We start from the raw sequence: 16,941 nt of genomic DNA, 5'->3' as shown, positions 1-16,941 counted from the left end.
GGTCCGTGTCGGCGAAGCCCGATCCCGACGAGTGTTCTGTACATGGATTTCACCACTTCAGAGGCCACGACCTTCCCGCTCTCCGCCGCTCAGCGCGGAATCTGGTTCGCGCAGCACCTGGCGGGCGACGTCCCCATCTCCATCGCGCAGTACGTCGAGATCCACGGCAATCTCGACATCGAGCGCCTGACCACTGCGGCGAAGACCGCGGGCCGCGAGTTCGGCACCGGTTACCTGCGCATCGTCGAGGTGGACGGCCACCCGATGCAGACGATCGATCCCTCCACCCCCGAGACCATGCCGTACTTCGACCTTCGCGACGAGGCAGATCCGATCGCCGCCGCGCGAGCCTGGATGTACGACGAGTACACCTCGCCCCTCGATCCGACGCGCGATCGCCTCGTGAACATGGCCGTCCTGCGCGTCGGCGACGAGCAGTCGTTCTGGTACTCCCGCATCCACCACATCGCCCTCGACGGGTACGGCGCGATGACGCTGCTGAAGCGCTGCGCCGAGCTCTACACCCTCGGTTCCGACGCCCCGGCGTCCAAGGCCGAGGACCTGAACATCCTCGTCGACGCCGACCGGAAGTACCGCGCGTCGGACCGCTTCGACGCAGACCGCGAGTACTGGACCGAGCATCTCGCCGGACTTCCCGACCCGGTCAGCCTGGCCGGCCACGCAGCACCGGCCGGGGCACATCCGAGGCTGCACCGCGGCGAACTGAGCCGCGCGATGTCGCAGCGTCTCGAAGAGGTTGCGGCGCAGCTCGAGTCGAGCGTCGCACCCGTCACCGTCGCCGCCTTCGGTGCGTATCTGGCCCGTGCCACCGACAGCACCGAGGTCACCCTCAGCCTGCCGGTCTCGGCACGAACGACCGCCGCGCTGCGACGCTCGGGCGGCATGATGGCGAACGTCGTCCCCCTGCGTCTGCGGCTGACGGCCGCGACGTCGGTCGCCGATCTGGTGCGCGACGCGCAACTGGAACTCACGGGGGCCCTGCGGCGTCAGCGATACCGTCAGGAAGACATCGCCCGCGATCTCGGCAACGCGTCGGGCTTCGGACCGTCGGTCAACATGATGATGTTCGACACGCGAATCATGCTGGGCGACTTCACCGGCCGATTGCACGTGCTGACGTCGGGCATGATCGACGACCTGTTCGTGAACATCTACCCCGGTGTCGGCGGTGAGAGCACGCACATCGATTTCCAGGGCAATCGCGAGCTCTATTCCGACGACGATCTCGCACGTCATCACACCGCATTCCTCGCGTTCCTCGAACGATTCCTGGACTCGCCGTCCACACCGGTCGTCACCCTCGACATGACCGACGTCGACGAGATGCACAGCGGCGCCGAACCCGTTGCCGTACGAACCTTTCCGGAGATCCTGGGCGACGCGGCGACCCGGCGCCCCGACGGAATCGCCATCGCGAACGGTGACGACGAGATCACCTATCGCGAACTCGACGAACGTTCGAACCGTCTTGCTCGCGGACTCATCTCCGACGGCGCGCGCCCCGAAACCACGGTAGCCGTGCAGATCTCACGCTCGATCGAATCCATCGTCGCGATGTGGGCCGTCGCCAAGACCGGCGCCGCGTTCGTCCCCGTGGACCCGACCTACCCGCAGGAGAGAATCGACTACCTCGTGTCCGACTCCGGCGCACTGTTGTCGATCGACGACGTCACCGGACACGACGACTTCTCCACCGAACCCATCACCGACGCCGACCGTATCGCGCCGATCCGCCCGGGTAACGCCGCGTACATCATCTACACGTCGGGGTCGACGGGGAAGCCGAAGGGCGTCGTCGTCACGCACGGCGGACTCGCCGATCTGGTCGACGACGGTGTCACCCGCCTCGGACTGACCGAGAACTCGCGCCAGACACATTTCTACTCACCGAGTTTCGACGCGTCCCTGTCGGAACTCCTGGTGACGTTCGCTGCGGCCGCGACGGTGGTCGTCGTACCTCCCGGAACCTACGGCGGCAGCGAACTCGCCGACCTGCTGACCGCGCAGCGCGTCACGCACACCGACGTCACCCCTGCCGTTCTCGGCACGCTCGACCCCACGAAACTGCCCGACCTGACCCATGTAGTCGTCGGTGGCGACGCCTGCCCATCGGAGCTTCGCGCCCGGTGGGCAGGCGACCGGCAGATGATCAACGGGTACGGGCCGACCGAGATGACGGTGACGTCCACCTACAGCGCACCGATGAGCGTCGACGGCCCGGTCACGATCGGCACCCCGGTCGGCGGCACGTCGGCCATCGTTCTGGACCGCTGGCTGCGGCCCGTCCCCGCTGGACGCGTCGGCGAGCTGTATCTGGCGGGTGAGGCGATGGCCCGCGGATACCACGATCGTCCGGCCGTCACGGCATCCCGGTTCGTCGCGAGCCCGTACTTCCCCGGCGAACGCCTCTACCGCACCGGCGATCTCGTGCGCTGGAACTCCGATGGCCAGCTCGAGTACTCGGGACGCAGCGACTTCCAGGTCAAGATTCGCGGGTTCCGCATCGAGCTCACCGAGATCGACGCGGCCATCTCCGCCGCAGCGGACGTCGACTTCGTCATGACGATCGGCCACCGAACCGATTCGGGTGCAACGATTCTCGTGTCGTACGTCACCGGACGGGTCGACGTCGCCGCCCTGACCGCGCAGCTGTCCGCGACCCTGCCCGCCTACATGGTGCCGTCGTCGATCATGGTGCTGGACACGGTCCCGCTGACCCCGGTCGGCAAAGTCGACCGCCCAGCACTTCCCGACCCGGTGTTCACGACGTCGACGTCGCACCGACCGCCGAGCACCGAACGGGAGATCGCGATCGCAGCACTGTTCGAGGACGTTCTGAGTATCGACTCCGTCGGCGCCGACGACAGCTTCTTCGCCCTGGGCGGCGACAGTATCGTCTCGATCCAACTGGTGTCCCGCGCGAAGACCGCAGGACTGCACTTCACCGCTCGCGACGTCTTCGAGCGCAAGACCGTTGCGGCACTGGCCGATATCGCCACCGATATCGTCGCCGCACCGGTGCTCGACGAACTACCGGGCGGCGGCGTCGGAGACGTGCCGTTCACGCCGGTTGCCGCCGAGATGGTGGCTGCGGGCCACTTCCGCACCTACAGCCAGGCAGTCCGGATCACCCTTCCCGACGGCATCTCCGACGACACGCTGATCACTGCAGCGGCGATTCTGATCGATCATCACGACGCCCTGCGCTCCCGCGTCACGGACAAGCACGAGATCATGCCGGCCGGATCCGTCGATGCCGCAGCGGCATTCGTCACGGGGGACCTGGAGGATGCCGCGGATCGTCTCGATCCGGGAACCGGGAAGGTCGTCCAGCTGGCCCGCACCGACGATTCTCTGTGGATCGTCCTGCACCACATCGCCGTCGACGGAGTGTCGTGGCGAATCCTGCTGCCGGACTTCGCGTCCGCCGTGATGGGTGAGTCGCTCGAACCCGTCGGCACCTCGATGCGCCGATGGGCGCACGGACTGACCGACTGTGCCGCCCGGCGCATGGACGAGGTGTCCCTGTGGTCCGACATCGCACGCACACCGGATGCCCCACTGTCGCACCGCTCGATCGATCCGGCGATCGATACCGTCGCCACCCGCGTCGACAGCGTCGTGACCGTCCCGGCGGCACTCACCGATACCGTCCTCGGCACCGTCGTCGACCGCTTCGGGTGCGGGCCGAACGATGTCCTGCTGGCTGCACTGGCCCTGGCCGTCGCCCGTTGGCGTAGCCGTGCGACGTCCGTGGTCTCGCTCGAAGGCCACGGACGAGAGGAGCAGGCAGTGCCCGGAGTCGATCTGGCGCGCACAGTCGGATGGTTCACGACGGTCTTCCCCGTCGCGTTCGATCTGACCGGCATCGACATCGCCGACGCGTTCGCCGCGGGTCCGGCCGCAGGCACGGCGCTGAAAGCGGTCAAGGAACGACTGGCCACGATACCGGACCATGGCATCGGCTACGGCATGCTGCGCCACCTGGCCGACGCGTCGGAGATCGCCGTGACGCCCCAGGTGTCCTTCAACTACCTGGGACGCGTGCAGACGGCAGCCGATTCCCCCTTCATGCCTGCCCGATTCGCGTCGCATGCCGATCCGGCCATGCCGCTTCCCGCCGCGATCGACATCAATGTCGTTGCGGAACAAACGGGTTCGGACACCGAGCTGGTGGCGACGTTCTCCTACGCGTCGACCATGTTCGACGACGTCGACGACCTGGCCACCGCGTGGATGGATGCACTGACCGCCCTGGCCGCGCACGCCGACGCCGAGACCGTCACGAGGCACACGCCGTCGGACTTCCCGCTCGTGCACACGACGCAGACCGAGATCGATTCGTGGGAAACCGAATTCCCGGAACTGATCGACGTGTGGCCCCTGTCGCCGCTGCAGGAGGGCTTGCTGTTCCATGCGGTGTTCGACGCGGAGGGTCCGGACAGCTACATCGTCCAGTCCGTTCTGACGTTGACGGGCACCGTTGACGCCGGCCGGTTGCACGATGCAGCACAGGCACTCGTCGACCGGCACGAGAATCTGAGAGTCGCCTTCCGCGAGCAGGATTCGGGCCCTCGACAGATCGTGTTGGATCAACTCGACGTCGGCTGGACCGAGACCGATCTACGTGGCGCGGAAGACGCAGCATTGGACCGAATCTTGGAGCAGGACAGGGTTACTCGCTTCGACATGGCACATCCGCCGCTGATCCGGTTCGAACTGATCCGTACCTCCGACGACGGATACCGCCTGGTGATGACCAACCACCACATCCTGCTCGACGGCTGGTCCACGCCTCTGCTGGTCCAGGAATTGCTGACGCTCTACGCGGCGCTGAACGGCGTCGTCTCACTTCCGCCCGCACGCTCGTACCGCGAGTACCTGGCGTGGCTGGCAGAGCAGGACCGCGGCGCGTCTCGGCTGGCGTGGCAGGAGGCACTGGACGGAGTCACCGAACCGACGCTCGTGTCGTCGTCGGACCACATCGGCGGCGACAGCACCGCGGGTGAGCACTCCCGGGCGCTCGGCGCCGACGTCACGGCCGCTCTGCACGGGCTGGCCAGGACGCACGGCATCACGATCAACACGGCCATCCAGACCGCGTGGGCGATGACGCTGTCGTCGCTGACCGGCAGGACCGACGTCGTCTTCGGCGGCACGGTGTCCGGTCGGCCACCGGCTCTGCCGGGCGTCGAGCAGATGGTCGGACTGTTCATCAACACCGTTCCCGTCCGAGTTCAGCTGGATCCGCGAGAGACGCTCGCCGAGTTGATGTCTCGCGTCCAGAAAGAACAGTCCCAGTTGCTCGACCACCAGTACGTCGGGCTCAGCGATATCCACGAGGCAACAGGACTTCCCGAACTGTTCGACACGTCGACGGTGTTCGAGTCGTACCCGGTCGACCGAGCGGCGCTGTCGCAGTCACTGGACCTGGCCGGAATGCGGGTCGTCGACGCCGAAGGCACCGATGCAACTCCGTATCCGCTGTCGCTGTTGATCATCCCGGGTGACTCACTGCAGATCACGCTGAAGTACCTGGAGAACGCCGTCGACGATCCCGAAGCAGTACTCGACCGCTGCGTGGATCTGCTGTCGCGGGTCGCTGCCGAGCCGGACACGAAAGTCCTGGCCCTGTCGCCGGCTGCAGAGCCCATCCGTGGTGAAGCAGCACACGCTCCGCGTACCTTCGCGTCGATCCTGTCCGACACGGTCGCGGCACACCCCGATCGCATCGCCGTCACCTACGAGGGCACGGAGATCACCTACCGCGAACTCGATGCACGGTCGAATGCGCTGGCACACCGACTCGTTCGGCACGGCGCGAGGCCGGAGACGTTCGTTGCACTGGCGATCCCGAGGTCCATCGAGTCGGTCCTCGCGATGTGGGCGGTCGTCAAGACCGGCGCCGCGTTCGTTCCGATCGACCCGAAACTGCCCGCCGAGCGGATCGAGCGCATGCTCGACGACTGCGGCGCCCGTATCGGCATCATCGCCGATCACGACATCCCCGCCTTCAACGCGCCGATGACGTGGATCGACGCCACCGACACCGCCTGCAGCACGACACCTGTGGACGCACCGGCTCCACACCTGGACAACCTGGCCTACATGATCTTCACGTCGGGATCGACCGGGACGCCGAAGGCCGTCGCGGTTCCGCATCGCGGGCTGGCGAATTTCGCCGAGTCACAGCGCGAGGAGTTTCGCCTCGACAGCACGGCACGCGTGCTGCACTTCGCCTCACCGAGTTTCGACGCGTCGATCTCGGAGTCGCTCATGGCCTGTGCACACGGCGGCACCCTGGTCGTCGCACCACCGACCGTCATGGCAGGTGTCGAGCTCGCCGAGCTGGTGCGTCGGGAACGCGTCACGCACATGGTCATCACGCCCGCAGCGCTGGCCACGGTGGATCCGATCGACAGTGTGCGTGTGTTGGCTGTCGCGGGTGAGGCACCGAGTCGCGACGTGGTCGAGCGGTGGGCAGGCGATCGGGTGATGCTGAACCACTACGGACCCACCGAGTTCACGATCTGGGCGACGGGTTCGGCTCCGCTGCAGACAGATTCACCGGTCGACATCGGTGGTCCGATTCGCGGGGCATCGATGCTGGTTCTGGACAGCTGGCTCCGCCCGGTCGCCGACGGCACCCCCGGCGAGCTGTACCTCGCCGGCCCCGCCGTCGCGCGTGGATATCAGAACCGCCAGGACCTGACGTCGACGCGATTCGTCGCGCATCCCACCGATCCCGGCGTTCGCATGTACCGCACGGGTGACATCGTCCGCTGGGACGGAGAGCGACTGCACTACCAGGGCCGCGCCGACTTCCAGGTGAAGATTCGCGGCTTCCGCGTCGAACTCGGCGAGGTGGACGCGACGTTCACCGAGCGTCCCGACGTCGAGTTCGCCGTCACGATCGGTGTCGACGGACCTGCGGGAGCGACGGTCCTGGTGTCCTACGTTCTTGCCGCCGACGGCACGACACCGGATCCGGAAGCGTTGCGGCAACACGCATCCGAACGCTTGCCCGGATACATGGTCCCGACGGTCGTCCAGATGCTCGACGAGGTCCCGCTTACTCCCGTCGGGAAACTGGATACGGCGTCGCTCCCGAAGCCGGACTTCGCATCTCGGCGTCGACGCTACCGCGCTCCGCGCACACCGATCGAGTTGCTCGTGGTGGACGCGTTCAGCGAGATACTGGGCGTCGACGACGTCGGTGCCGACGACTCCTTCTTCGACCTCGGCGGCAACTCGCTCGTCGCGACCCGAGTGGTGACGCGCATCAACGCGGCTCTGCCGTCACCTGTGTCGCTGCGTGACCTGTTCGAATCCCCCACTGCAGCAACGCTGGCGACCCGAATCGACGACGGCGACACCGGCTCGGAATCGACACCGTTCGATACCGTCGTCCCGCTGCGGCGCGGCGACACCGAGGCTCCGCTGTTCTGCATCCATCCCGCATCCGGGATGGCATGGAGCTACGCGGGACTCGCGGCGATGCTCGGAACGGATCGCACCGTCTACGGTATCCAGGCACCCGAACTGGCTGGGGTGGCAACGACGTCCACGCACCTCGACGACGTGATCGATCGGTATCTCGCCGAGATCCGCGCGGTGCAGCCGCAGGGCCCGTACAACCTGCTCGGATGGTCGTACGGCGGGTTCGTCGCACACGGAGTCGCAGCCCGGCTGCAAGCAATGGGCCAGGAGGTGTCGCTGCTGGCGATGCTCGATTCCGACGTCGACGCGTGCGAGCTCGAACCGCCGAATCCACTGACCACCGGTGAATTCTTCGGTGAGTTCGCGCCCGTACTCGGCATCGACGGCGTGACGGCCGAGATCTCCGCGGACGACGCAGCGTCCCGGGTTCGGGAAGCCGTCGGAGTTCCCGTCGAAGCGCAGCACGTCGACCGTCTCGCGACGGCCTACAACAACGCACTACGACTGCTTGCCGGATATCGCCCGCCGGTATTCGACGGGGACGTGCTGTTCTTCAGCGCTCGCGACTCCCGCGCTGCCGAGACGTGGCGAACCTACGTCACCGGGTGGATCGACGACCATGCCGTCGACGCCACCCACGACGACATGCTGGATTCCGGTTCGCTGCACCAGATCTCGGCCCCGCTGTCCGCCCACTTCACCTACGCACTCGCCTCCTAGGAAGGATCACATGACCACCTCGATCAAGGTATGCGACCTCCGCAAATCGTTCGGCCCCGTCCAGGCATTGCGCGGCATCGACTTCGCCGCCCAGCGCGGTGAGGTGCTGGCGGTCCTCGGGCCGAACGGCGCGGGCAAGACGACCACCGTCGGTGTCCTGGCCACACTCGTCACACCGGACAGCGGGACGGCACGCGTGGCAGGACACGACGTCGTCACCGACCCCGCAGGTGTCCGCGCGTCCATCATGCTGACGGGCCAGAACGCCACGCTCGACGAAACCCTCACCGGCTACGAGAATCTCGTGATGTTCGCCCGACTCATGGGCATGCGGCGCCGCGATGCGAAGCGTCGTGCGGACGAACTGCTCGACGAGTTCGACCTCACCCACGCGGCCGGTCGACGCGTCGGCCGCTACTCCGGTGGGATGCGTCGCCGCATCGACATCGCCTGCGGTCTCGTCGTCCCACCCGAGGTCGTGTTTCTCGACGAGCCGACCACAGGACTCGATCCGCGCAGCCGACAGGCCGTGTGGGACTTGGTCGCCGGCTTCTCGGACCAGGGCATCACCACATTGTTGACGACGCAGTACCTGGAGGAGGCAGATGTGTTGAGCGACAGGATCGTCGTGGTCGATCACGGCACGGTCGTCGCCGAGGGAACCTCGGCGGAACTGAAGGCGCGCACCGGTGGAAGTTACTGCGAGGTGGTTCCGCTGCACCCGCACGACGTGCCCGCCGTCGCCGAGGTCCTCCGACCGATGTTCCCGGGTGGCTTCCTCCTCGACCCGACATCCGACCGGGTGTCCGTTCCCGCGCCCGACGGCGCCCGCACGCTGGCCGAGGTGCTGCACCGAATCGACGGTGCCGACGTCGAACTCGTCGACATCGCACTGCGACGCCCCTCGCTCGACGAGGTCTTCCTGTCTCTCACCGGCACACCAGTCGCAGACAAGGTCGCGTCGTGACCGCGCCTGCCCGGTCCTCGGGCTTTCAGTGGTGGGTGCTGACGTCGCGCACGCTGCGCACGTCGATGCGTGCGGGTGAGTTCGTGACGGCGCTGATCGCGCCGGTCGTGTTCACGATCGGCTTCTATCTGCCACTGCAGAAGGTCATTTCGATGTTCGGCAACGGCGTGTCCGACTTCGGGCAGTTCCTGATGCCTCTGATCGCGTTGCAGGCCATCGCGTTCACGGCCATCTCGGCGGCGTTCCTCGCTGCGACCGACGCCACCACGGGCATCAACAGACGGTTCGCGTCGATGCCCGTCTCGCCGGCCGTGCCACTGTCGTCGCGCGTGGCGACGGGACTGCTCAAGTGTGCGATCTCCTCCGCCGCGGCCCTCGCATGTGGTCATGTGATCGGATTCCGGTTCTCCGGCAGCGCGCTTCAGACTGTGGGTTTCGTCGCTTTCGTCGTCGTCATCGCGGTGACACTGATCGTCGGCGCAGACATGGTCGGCACCCTGTCCACGAGCCCGGAGGCGACGACGCAGATCCTCGTCCTCCCGCAGCTGATTCTCGGCCTGCTGTCGACCGGTTTCGCGCCGATAGACCAGTTCCCCCAGTGGGTTCAGCCGTTCGTCCGCAACCAACCCATCTCACAGTTCACCACGGCACTGCGAGGCCTCGCCGACGGCACCGCCACCGGGTCCTCGCTGCTGCCCGCCGTGCTGTGGCTCGCGGGCATGCTCCTGCTGTTCGTTCCCCTGTCCCTCCGCGTGAATACGAGACGCCCATGACCGAGAACTCCACTTCCGTACTTGTCCCCCAGACTCTGATCCAGAGCAGGCGCCTGCTACTGCATCTCGTGCGCGATCCGATGACCCTGATGCAGTCGATCGTCTACCCCGCCATCATGCTGGTGATCCTGAACATCGTTCTGGGACAGCAGGTATCCGCATTCTCCGGTCACGACGCACTGTACGGGACAGTGCCCATGACCGCGGTGCTCAGCGCGATGCTCGGATCTGTCGCCGGTGCCGTCACCCTCGGGAGGGAATGGGACGCAGGCATTCTCGCCAGGTTCTGGGTGTTGCCGATCCACCGCGCATCCGGCCTCGCGGGTCGTGTGACGGCAGAAGCCACACGAATTCTGGTCACTACGCTAGCCATCATTGCTGTCGGGCTGCTTCTGGGTTTCACGTTCCACGGCTCGGTGGTGCTGTTCGTCTTGATCCCGTTGGTGTACGGCATGGCGTTCACGACGGCTGTCATGGCCGCGTCGTTCACGCTCGGTAAGACGGCACTCGTCGAGACGGTGTCGTTGTTCTGCTCGCTGTCGATGTTCCTCAGCCCGGGCTTCGTGCCGATCGCCGCCTATCCGTCATGGATCCAGCCGCTCGTCGAGTACCAGCCGATGAGCTGCGCGATCCAGGCGATGCAGGCGGTTGCACTCGGTGAACCGGCCGGCGCGGCGCTGGCGAAAGCGGGCATCTGGGCGGTCGGAATCTTCGCCGTCTCCGTCGTCCCGGCCTACCGCGGATTGCGACGGGCAACGCAGCCACGGTGATCCCTCGTTCGGCGGACGTTCTCAGGAACCGTCCGTACACTCGGCGGGATGCTCATGACGAAGGACGCCGCGAACGCTGCTCGCTGGCGCGGCTTCCACGCGTACCTCGACGTCGCCATCGTCGTCGCCGTACTCGTCTGCACCAACCTGATCGCGCACTTCACCACCGTGTGGGCCAGCGTCGCGACGGTCCCGATCGCGGCCGTCGTCCTGGTTGCCCTGACGCGTCGGCGCGGGCTCGGATGGGCCGAACTCGGCCTGTCCCCGAGACAGTGGAAGACCGGCTCGCTGTACGCGCTCGGTGCCGTCGGGCTCGTGCTCGCCGTCGTCGCGATCGGTGCATTGCTGCCGCTGACCAGGCCGTTCTTCATGGCAGACCGTTACGCGACCATCTCGGCTGCTCTGGTGGCGTCGATGATCGTCATCCCGCTACAGACGGTCATCCCCGAGGAACTCGCGTTCCGCGGGGTACTGCACGGCACGCTGGGTCGGATCTACGGCGCTCGCGGTGTCTTCGCCGCCGGATCTCTGATGTTCGGACTGTGGCACATCGCGTCGTCGCTTGGCCTGACCGCAGGCAACGCCGGGCTGAGCAACTTCCTGGGTGGAGGGGTGTTCGGCCAAGTCGCCGGTATCGTCGCCGCCGTCCTCGCAACCGCAGCCGCCGGGTTCGTCTTCACGTGGCTGAGGCGTCGCAGCGGCAGTTTGCTGGCCCCGATCGCGCTGCACTGGTCGCTCAACGGCCTCGGCGCGCTCGCCGCGGCACTGGTGTGGCACGCGTCGGTGGCCTGACGCTCGCTCGGTGTGGCCTGCGCTCCCACGCGCAGGTTGCAGCAACTGCGCACGTTGCAACACGCGCGGCTGCTGGAACGTGCGCGGTCAAGGTGAGGATTGCGGGACCGTAAGCACAACCATCCCCCCGCGCAGGTTGCAGCAACTGCGCACGTTGCAACACGCGCGCCTGCTGGAACGTGCGCGGTCAGGGTGAGGATTCCGGGACCGTGAGCACAACCATCCCCCCCGCGCAGGTTGCAGTGAGTGCGCACGTTGCAACACGCGCAGCTGCTGGAACGTGCGCGGTCAAGGTGAGGATGCCGGGACCGTAGGCTCAACCATCCCCGCGCGCAGGTTGCAGCAACTGCGCACGTTGCAACACGCGCGTTTGCTGCAACGTGCGCGGTCAAGGTGAGGATGCCGGGACCGTAGGCTCAACCACCCCCACGCGCAGGTTGCAGTGAGTGCGCACGTTGCAACACGCGCGTCTGCTGCAACGTGCGCGGTCAAGGCGAGGATGCCGGGACCGTAAGTTCAACCATCCCCGCGCGCAGGTTGCAGCAGCTGCGCACGTTGCAACACGCGCAGCTGCTGCAACGTGCGCGGTCGTTCCCAAAAACCTGGCCCGGCGCTACTTCTCCCTCGCAGCCCGTCTGGCCGCTATTTCGGCCTCTTCGATCTTCAGTGCCTCGTCCAGCGTCGGTGCCGTTCCACCGAGGCGTCGCGGAACCCACCGCGCGCCGACGGGGTGCTTGTACCCGTCCTGCGCCGCCGCGAGCGTCGTCTCCATCGCCGTTCGCAGCTCGGCGGTCAGCTCGTCGGGCGTGCCGTGCGGTTGGATGGGCGGGCCGACGGCGATGTGGATCGGGAAATTGTGCCGACCCACCGCCCTCGGGATGTCCTTCGTCATGACCCGCTGCGCGCCCCAGATCGCGACGGGAACGATCGGCACCTGAGCTTCCAGAGCCATCCGCGCGGCACCCGACTTGAACCGTTTGAGCTCGAAGCTACGACTGATCGTGGCCTCGGGATAGACGCACACGAGTTCGCCGTCGCGCAAGGATTCGACTGCGGCCGCAAAAGACGCTGCCCCGGCCTCACGATCGACGCCGATGGCTTTGCAGTGCCGCATCAAGAACCCGATGATCGGGTTCGCTTCCAATTCCTTCTTCATCATGAAGCGAACCCGCCGCTTACCGCGCCGCGCGACGAGACCGACCTGCATGAAGTCCAGGTACGCGGTGTGATTGACCGCAAGCACGACGCCGCCCTCGCGCGGAATGTTCTCGGTGCCGCGGTAGGTGGTCCGCAAACCCTGCGCCGCCGTGATCGCCCGCACCAGCGCGGTGAGGGTGGCGTAGACGGGTTCGCGGGACATCGTTACTTCTGTTGTCTCCGTGCTGCTTTCGCGGCCGCGTCGTCGGCGTCGAGCTTGTTGGCTTCCTCGAGCGTCGGAGCGCTACCACCGAGACGCGCGGGCACCCAGTAGGCGCCGGCCTCGTGCTCGTAACCGGTCTGGAGCTTCAGCAGCATCTCCTGCATCGTCGAGTGCAGCTTCTCGGTCAGTTCACTCGCGGGACCGACGGGAGCGATCGGCTCGCCGACGGCAATCGAGATCGGAGTGTTGGTGCGCCCCAACCGTTTCGGGAATCCTTTGGTCCACACGCGCTGCGCGCCCCAGATGACCGTCGGGATGATCGGAACGCCCGCTTCGATGGCCATGCGCGCTGCGCCGGACTTGAACTCCTTGATCTCGAAGCTCCGGCTGATGGTCGCTTCCGGGTACACGCCGACCAGTTCACCCTTCTGCAGGGCCTGCACTGCCGCCTTGTAGGACTCGGCGCCCGCAGCACGATCGACCGGGATGTGCTTCAAGGCGCGCATGATCGGGCCGGAGATCTTGTTGTCGAACACTTCCTTTTTCGCCATGAAGCGGATGTACCGCTTCACGCTCCGCGGCGGCAGACCCGCGTAGGTGAAGTCCATGTAACCGGTGTGATTGACGGCGATGACCGCACCGCCGGTCGCAGGGATGTTCTCCTCGCCCTCGACCTTGAATTTCAGGCCTTCGAAAGCGAAGACCGTACGGGCAATGCCGATGACAGATCGGTAGACGGGTTCCACAGTCGGCTAGCGTAGTCGCATCGGCAACTCGGGGAGAAGACAAAGTGGGGAAGGTCAGCTGAACATGAGTGACGTGCGCCGTTTTTCCATCGCCGGAGTCGGGCTGTCGGTGGCAGTTCTGGCGCTCACCGCATGCGGGGGCGACGGGCAGCAGGGGCTGCCTACCGAGACGCAGTCGGCGCCGACCACGGAGGACACGACCACCACGACGCAGCCGACCACCACAGTCGCGCCCCCTCCCGGACCGGCGGTCGGAGAGGTCGCCGGGAACCCGGAGGCCGCGTCGGCGCTGCGTGCGTTCCTGGTCGACCTCGAAGCGGGCGGTGTCCCCGCCGTCGCACCGACATGCTGGACCATCCCGCCGTCCGAGGTGCCGCAGCAGTACGCGGACGTACCGGCGATTCTCGACGCGGCCGCCGCACCCGGCGTCGACGGGCCCGCGACCGTCACTTGGAGCGGGCCTGCGGTCACGCTGTCCGTCGCACGCACCGACGCCGCGTCGGGTTATGCGTGCCCGCGCGTCGCACCCGCCGGAGCAGGGCCCGTCTTCTCGGACGCCGACGCCACCTACACCGTCGCGCGCTACTTGGGCCGCTTCACCGGCAGTCCCGTGTCGCCGGGCGATCTCGAGGGCGACTTCCCTCTCGTCTGTGCCGACGTGCCGACGTGGGACCCGCAGGGCACCGGCGCGCCGACGGTTCCGCCGCTGGTGAACAACCCCGGCCGGCTCACCGGGTCCGCGTCGTACAACCCCGACAGCGTCTACGTCGCCGCGGTGAACGGAATCTATACGACGGTGTACGCCGACGTCACCGATGTGTCGGGGTTCGAGCAGAATCGAGTGTTCACGCTTGCATCAGGGCCGAACGGCTACTGCATCGGTGACGTCGCGTGATCGGGGTCGACACCAAGATTCTGCTGCTGTTCGCAGGCTTGATTCTGGTGTGGGCGCTCGCGCTCGGGGTGTGGAAGTTCCGAGAAATGTCGACGTCGCCGACGGCTCTGGCCCACCCGTACGTCGACATCGCGCATCGCGCTGCGCTGATGTACTCGTTCGCGACGCTCGTACTGGCCGCGCTGACGGAGTTCTCGGGATTCGCAACGGCGGTGAACCTCATCGCGGGGCTGGTGGTGGTGTTCTTCTTCGTCGCGGCCATCGCGAGCTACATGTACCACGGGTGGGCGAAGGACACCGACAATCAGTTCCAGAACCCGGTGCACGGCACGAACGCGTTCATGTGGGCCTTGATCGTCGGCGAAATCGGCGGTACGGCAGTGCTTCTCGCCGGCTTCGTGAGTGGGCAGTTCTTCTGATCGCTCGACGCCCCCCACCTTTCGGCATCGATGGTCCGCAGCATCCGATAGACGGTTGCCATGTGACATCGATGCCGCCGGCGGCGCTCACCCCACGTGCACATTCGGCCGCCGCTTCGGATCGCGCTCGGCCCGCCGGATGACCTCGCGGGTCACCGGTGCCACCTCACCGACTCCGATGAACAGGAACCGCAACAGGTTGACGACGGGATTGCCCTCCGACCATTCGAAGTAGACGTCCGGGCGCACACCCGTCGTATCCCGAATCTGCAGCAGCACAGCCGCAATCGAGTTCGGTACGGCCGCGGCGTCGACCCACAGAATCCGATAGTCGCCGCGCTGCCGACCATGCACCAGAATGTCCGTCGAGAATTCCGACGCGTCCTTGATGTTGATCTCCAGGAACAGGATCGGGTCGTCCGACGGAATGTGACTGTCCGCGCGTTGCTGCGCTTCCTTCTGCCCGTACTCGTCGAAATCGAGGTTGCGCGCATCGTGGCACACCACTTGGATACTGCCCCTCGCGGCAGCCTCGGCAACGAAGGCCGATGCCTGCTCATCGAAAGTAACCGACGTAGAACGCAATTCGAACGATCGCGTCACCCGCGAGACGAACGACACCGCAAGGATCGCGGCGATGAAGAACGACGCCACCTTCACGCCGTCGGGACGCTCGAAGATGTTGGCGACGGTCGTGTACACGAAAATCGTTGCGACGACCGAGAACATCCACGCAAGCCTGCGCTGACCGTGACGTGCGGCCGACAGCGACACCGCGACGGACGCCGACGTGATCAGCACCAGCACACCCGTCGCATAGGCGGAACTCTGTGCGTCGACACTGGCCTTGAAGTACAGCGTCACGACGAACGCGATCACCGAGAACACAAGCACCAGTGGACGAACCGCGCGCGCCCATTCAGGGGCCATGCCGTACTTCGGTAGATAGCGGGGCACCAAATTCAGCAGACCGGCCATCGCCGACGCGCCTGCGAACCACAGAATGGCGATGGTGCTGACGTCGTACACGGTTCCGAACGCACTCCCCAGGTATTCGTGCGCCAAATACGCGAGCGCACGACCGTTCGCCTGTCCCCCTGCCTGGAACTCAGCCGGAGGGATCAGAATCGTCGTGACGATGCTCGACGTCAGCAGGAATCCACTCATGGTCAGTGCCGCGGTCGTGAGCAGTCGACGTGCGCCGCGGATACGCCCGGCTACCTCCCGTGCGTGCGAATGTGTAGAGGAGTACGCATTTCTGCTCACATGGCCGTCGATCTGCGGCATCACCGCAACCCCGGTTTCGAAACCGGACATTCCCAGTGCGAGCTTCGGGAACACGATGAGCGCGACGGCGATCATCATCAACGGATTGCCGTGCTCGGCCGTCAGGGCGTGTTGCCAGTCGGTGATCAGCGATGGCTCGGAGGCGATCTCCCAGAACCCCACGATCACGACGACGAGGTTCAGCGCCAGGAACGTCCCGACGAGTGCGACCGCGATACCGATCGCCTCGGTGAACCCTTTCAAGAAGACAGCGGCGAGGAGCGCCAGCAGCACGAGGGTGATGATCACCTCCGCGTCGCCCAGACCTGCAGGCGCGAACGGGTTCTCGACGACGTGAGCCGACGCGTCGGCCGCCGACAGTGTCATCGTGATCAGAAAGTCCGTCGCCGCGAACCCCAACAGGACGAGCACGAAGATCTTGCCACCCCATTTGGGGAGCAGCTTCTCCAGCATCGCGATGGAGCCCTCACCGTGCGGGCTTTCCCGTGCAACGCGCCGATACACCGGGAGGGCACCGAACAGCGTCAACAGAATCAGTACGACGGTAGCCAGCGGCGCCAGCGTTCCCGCCGCCAAGGCAGCGATGCCGGGTTGGTAGCCGAGCGTCGAGAAGTAGTCGACGCCGGTCAGGCACATCACCTTCCACCACGGATGAGTGTGCTCGACCTTGTGCGGCTTGCGATACGGACCGAGATGTCCCGACGGTTGCTCGGTGATATCGCTCAGCAGCCACGACCGCAGACGCACCATC

General features: G+C 66.2%; 10 protein-coding genes. 7 read left to right on the top strand and 3 right to left on the bottom strand.

Annotated features, from left to right (window positions below):
- Positions 1 to 42: 42 nt before the first annotated feature.
- Genes A3K89_RS20675 through A3K89_RS20655 form a run of 5 tightly spaced genes read left to right on the top strand, consistent with a single transcriptional unit; the run spans position 43 to position 11,483 of the window.
- Positions 43 to 8,181, top strand: coding sequence for a non-ribosomal peptide synthetase (locus A3K89_RS20675; RefSeq protein ID WP_068429988.1), 8,139 nt, complete (start codon positions 43 to 45; stop codon positions 8,179 to 8,181).
- A 10-nt stretch (positions 8,182 to 8,191) separates the two neighbouring features.
- Positions 8,192 to 9,148 (top strand): daunorubicin/doxorubicin resistance ABC transporter ATP-binding protein DrrA, encoded by a 957-nt coding sequence (locus tag A3K89_RS20670; protein ID WP_068429984.1) that lies wholly within the window; start codon positions 8,192 to 8,194, stop codon positions 9,146 to 9,148.
- Positions 9,145 to 9,921, top strand: coding sequence for an ABC transporter permease (locus tag A3K89_RS20665; protein ID WP_068429979.1), 777 nt, complete (start codon positions 9,145 to 9,147; stop codon positions 9,919 to 9,921). Before A3K89_RS20670 ends, A3K89_RS20665 begins: the two co-directional genes overlap by 4 nt.
- A complete protein-coding gene (locus A3K89_RS20660) occupies positions 9,918 to 10,691 on the top strand; it encodes an ABC transporter permease (protein WP_068429976.1) in 774 nt (257 codons plus the stop codon). The genes A3K89_RS20665 and A3K89_RS20660 overlap by 4 nt, the downstream gene beginning before the upstream one ends.
- A 48-nt stretch (positions 10,692 to 10,739) precedes the next feature.
- The gene (locus A3K89_RS20655) at positions 10,740 to 11,483 is read left to right on the top strand and encodes a CPBP family intramembrane glutamic endopeptidase (RefSeq protein WP_068429974.1); all 744 of its coding nucleotides are present in this window, start codon (positions 10,740 to 10,742) and stop codon (positions 11,481 to 11,483) included.
- Between the two features lie 613 nt (positions 11,484 to 12,096).
- Here A3K89_RS20655 and A3K89_RS20650 read toward each other — a convergent pair.
- Positions 12,097 to 12,843, bottom strand: coding sequence for a lysophospholipid acyltransferase family protein (locus A3K89_RS20650; RefSeq protein ID WP_068429971.1), 747 nt, complete (start codon positions 12,841 to 12,843; stop codon positions 12,097 to 12,099).
- A gap of 2 nt (positions 12,844 to 12,845) precedes the next feature.
- Positions 12,846 to 13,589, bottom strand: a complete 744-nt coding sequence (locus tag A3K89_RS20645) for a lysophospholipid acyltransferase family protein (RefSeq protein ID WP_068429968.1) — start codon at positions 13,587 to 13,589, stop codon at positions 12,846 to 12,848.
- 64 nt (positions 13,590 to 13,653) lie between these two features.
- Between A3K89_RS20645 and A3K89_RS20640 the strand changes: the two genes are divergently transcribed.
- Both A3K89_RS20640 and A3K89_RS20635 read left to right on the top strand, forming a co-directional pair.
- A complete protein-coding gene (locus tag A3K89_RS20640; RefSeq protein WP_068429965.1) occupies positions 13,654 to 14,484 on the top strand; it encodes a hypothetical protein in 831 nt (276 codons plus the stop codon).
- A complete protein-coding gene (locus A3K89_RS20635) occupies positions 14,481 to 14,903 on the top strand; it encodes a hypothetical protein (RefSeq protein WP_068429962.1) in 423 nt (140 codons plus the stop codon). Before A3K89_RS20640 ends, A3K89_RS20635 begins: the two co-directional genes overlap by 4 nt.
- A gap of 87 nt (positions 14,904 to 14,990) precedes the next feature.
- Here A3K89_RS20635 and A3K89_RS20630 read toward each other — a convergent pair whose 3' ends face one another.
- Positions 14,991 to 16,940, bottom strand: coding sequence for an amino acid transporter (locus A3K89_RS20630; protein WP_068429953.1), 1,950 nt, complete (start codon positions 16,938 to 16,940; stop codon positions 14,991 to 14,993).
- Position 16,941: the final 1 nt, after the last annotated feature.

Source organism: Rhodococcoides kyotonense, from assembly GCF_001645385.1.
GTDB classification, from domain to species: Bacteria; Actinomycetota; Actinomycetes; order Mycobacteriales; family Mycobacteriaceae; genus Rhodococcoides; species Rhodococcoides kyotonensis_B.
This window is presented reverse-complemented; position numbering and strand designations above follow the sequence as displayed.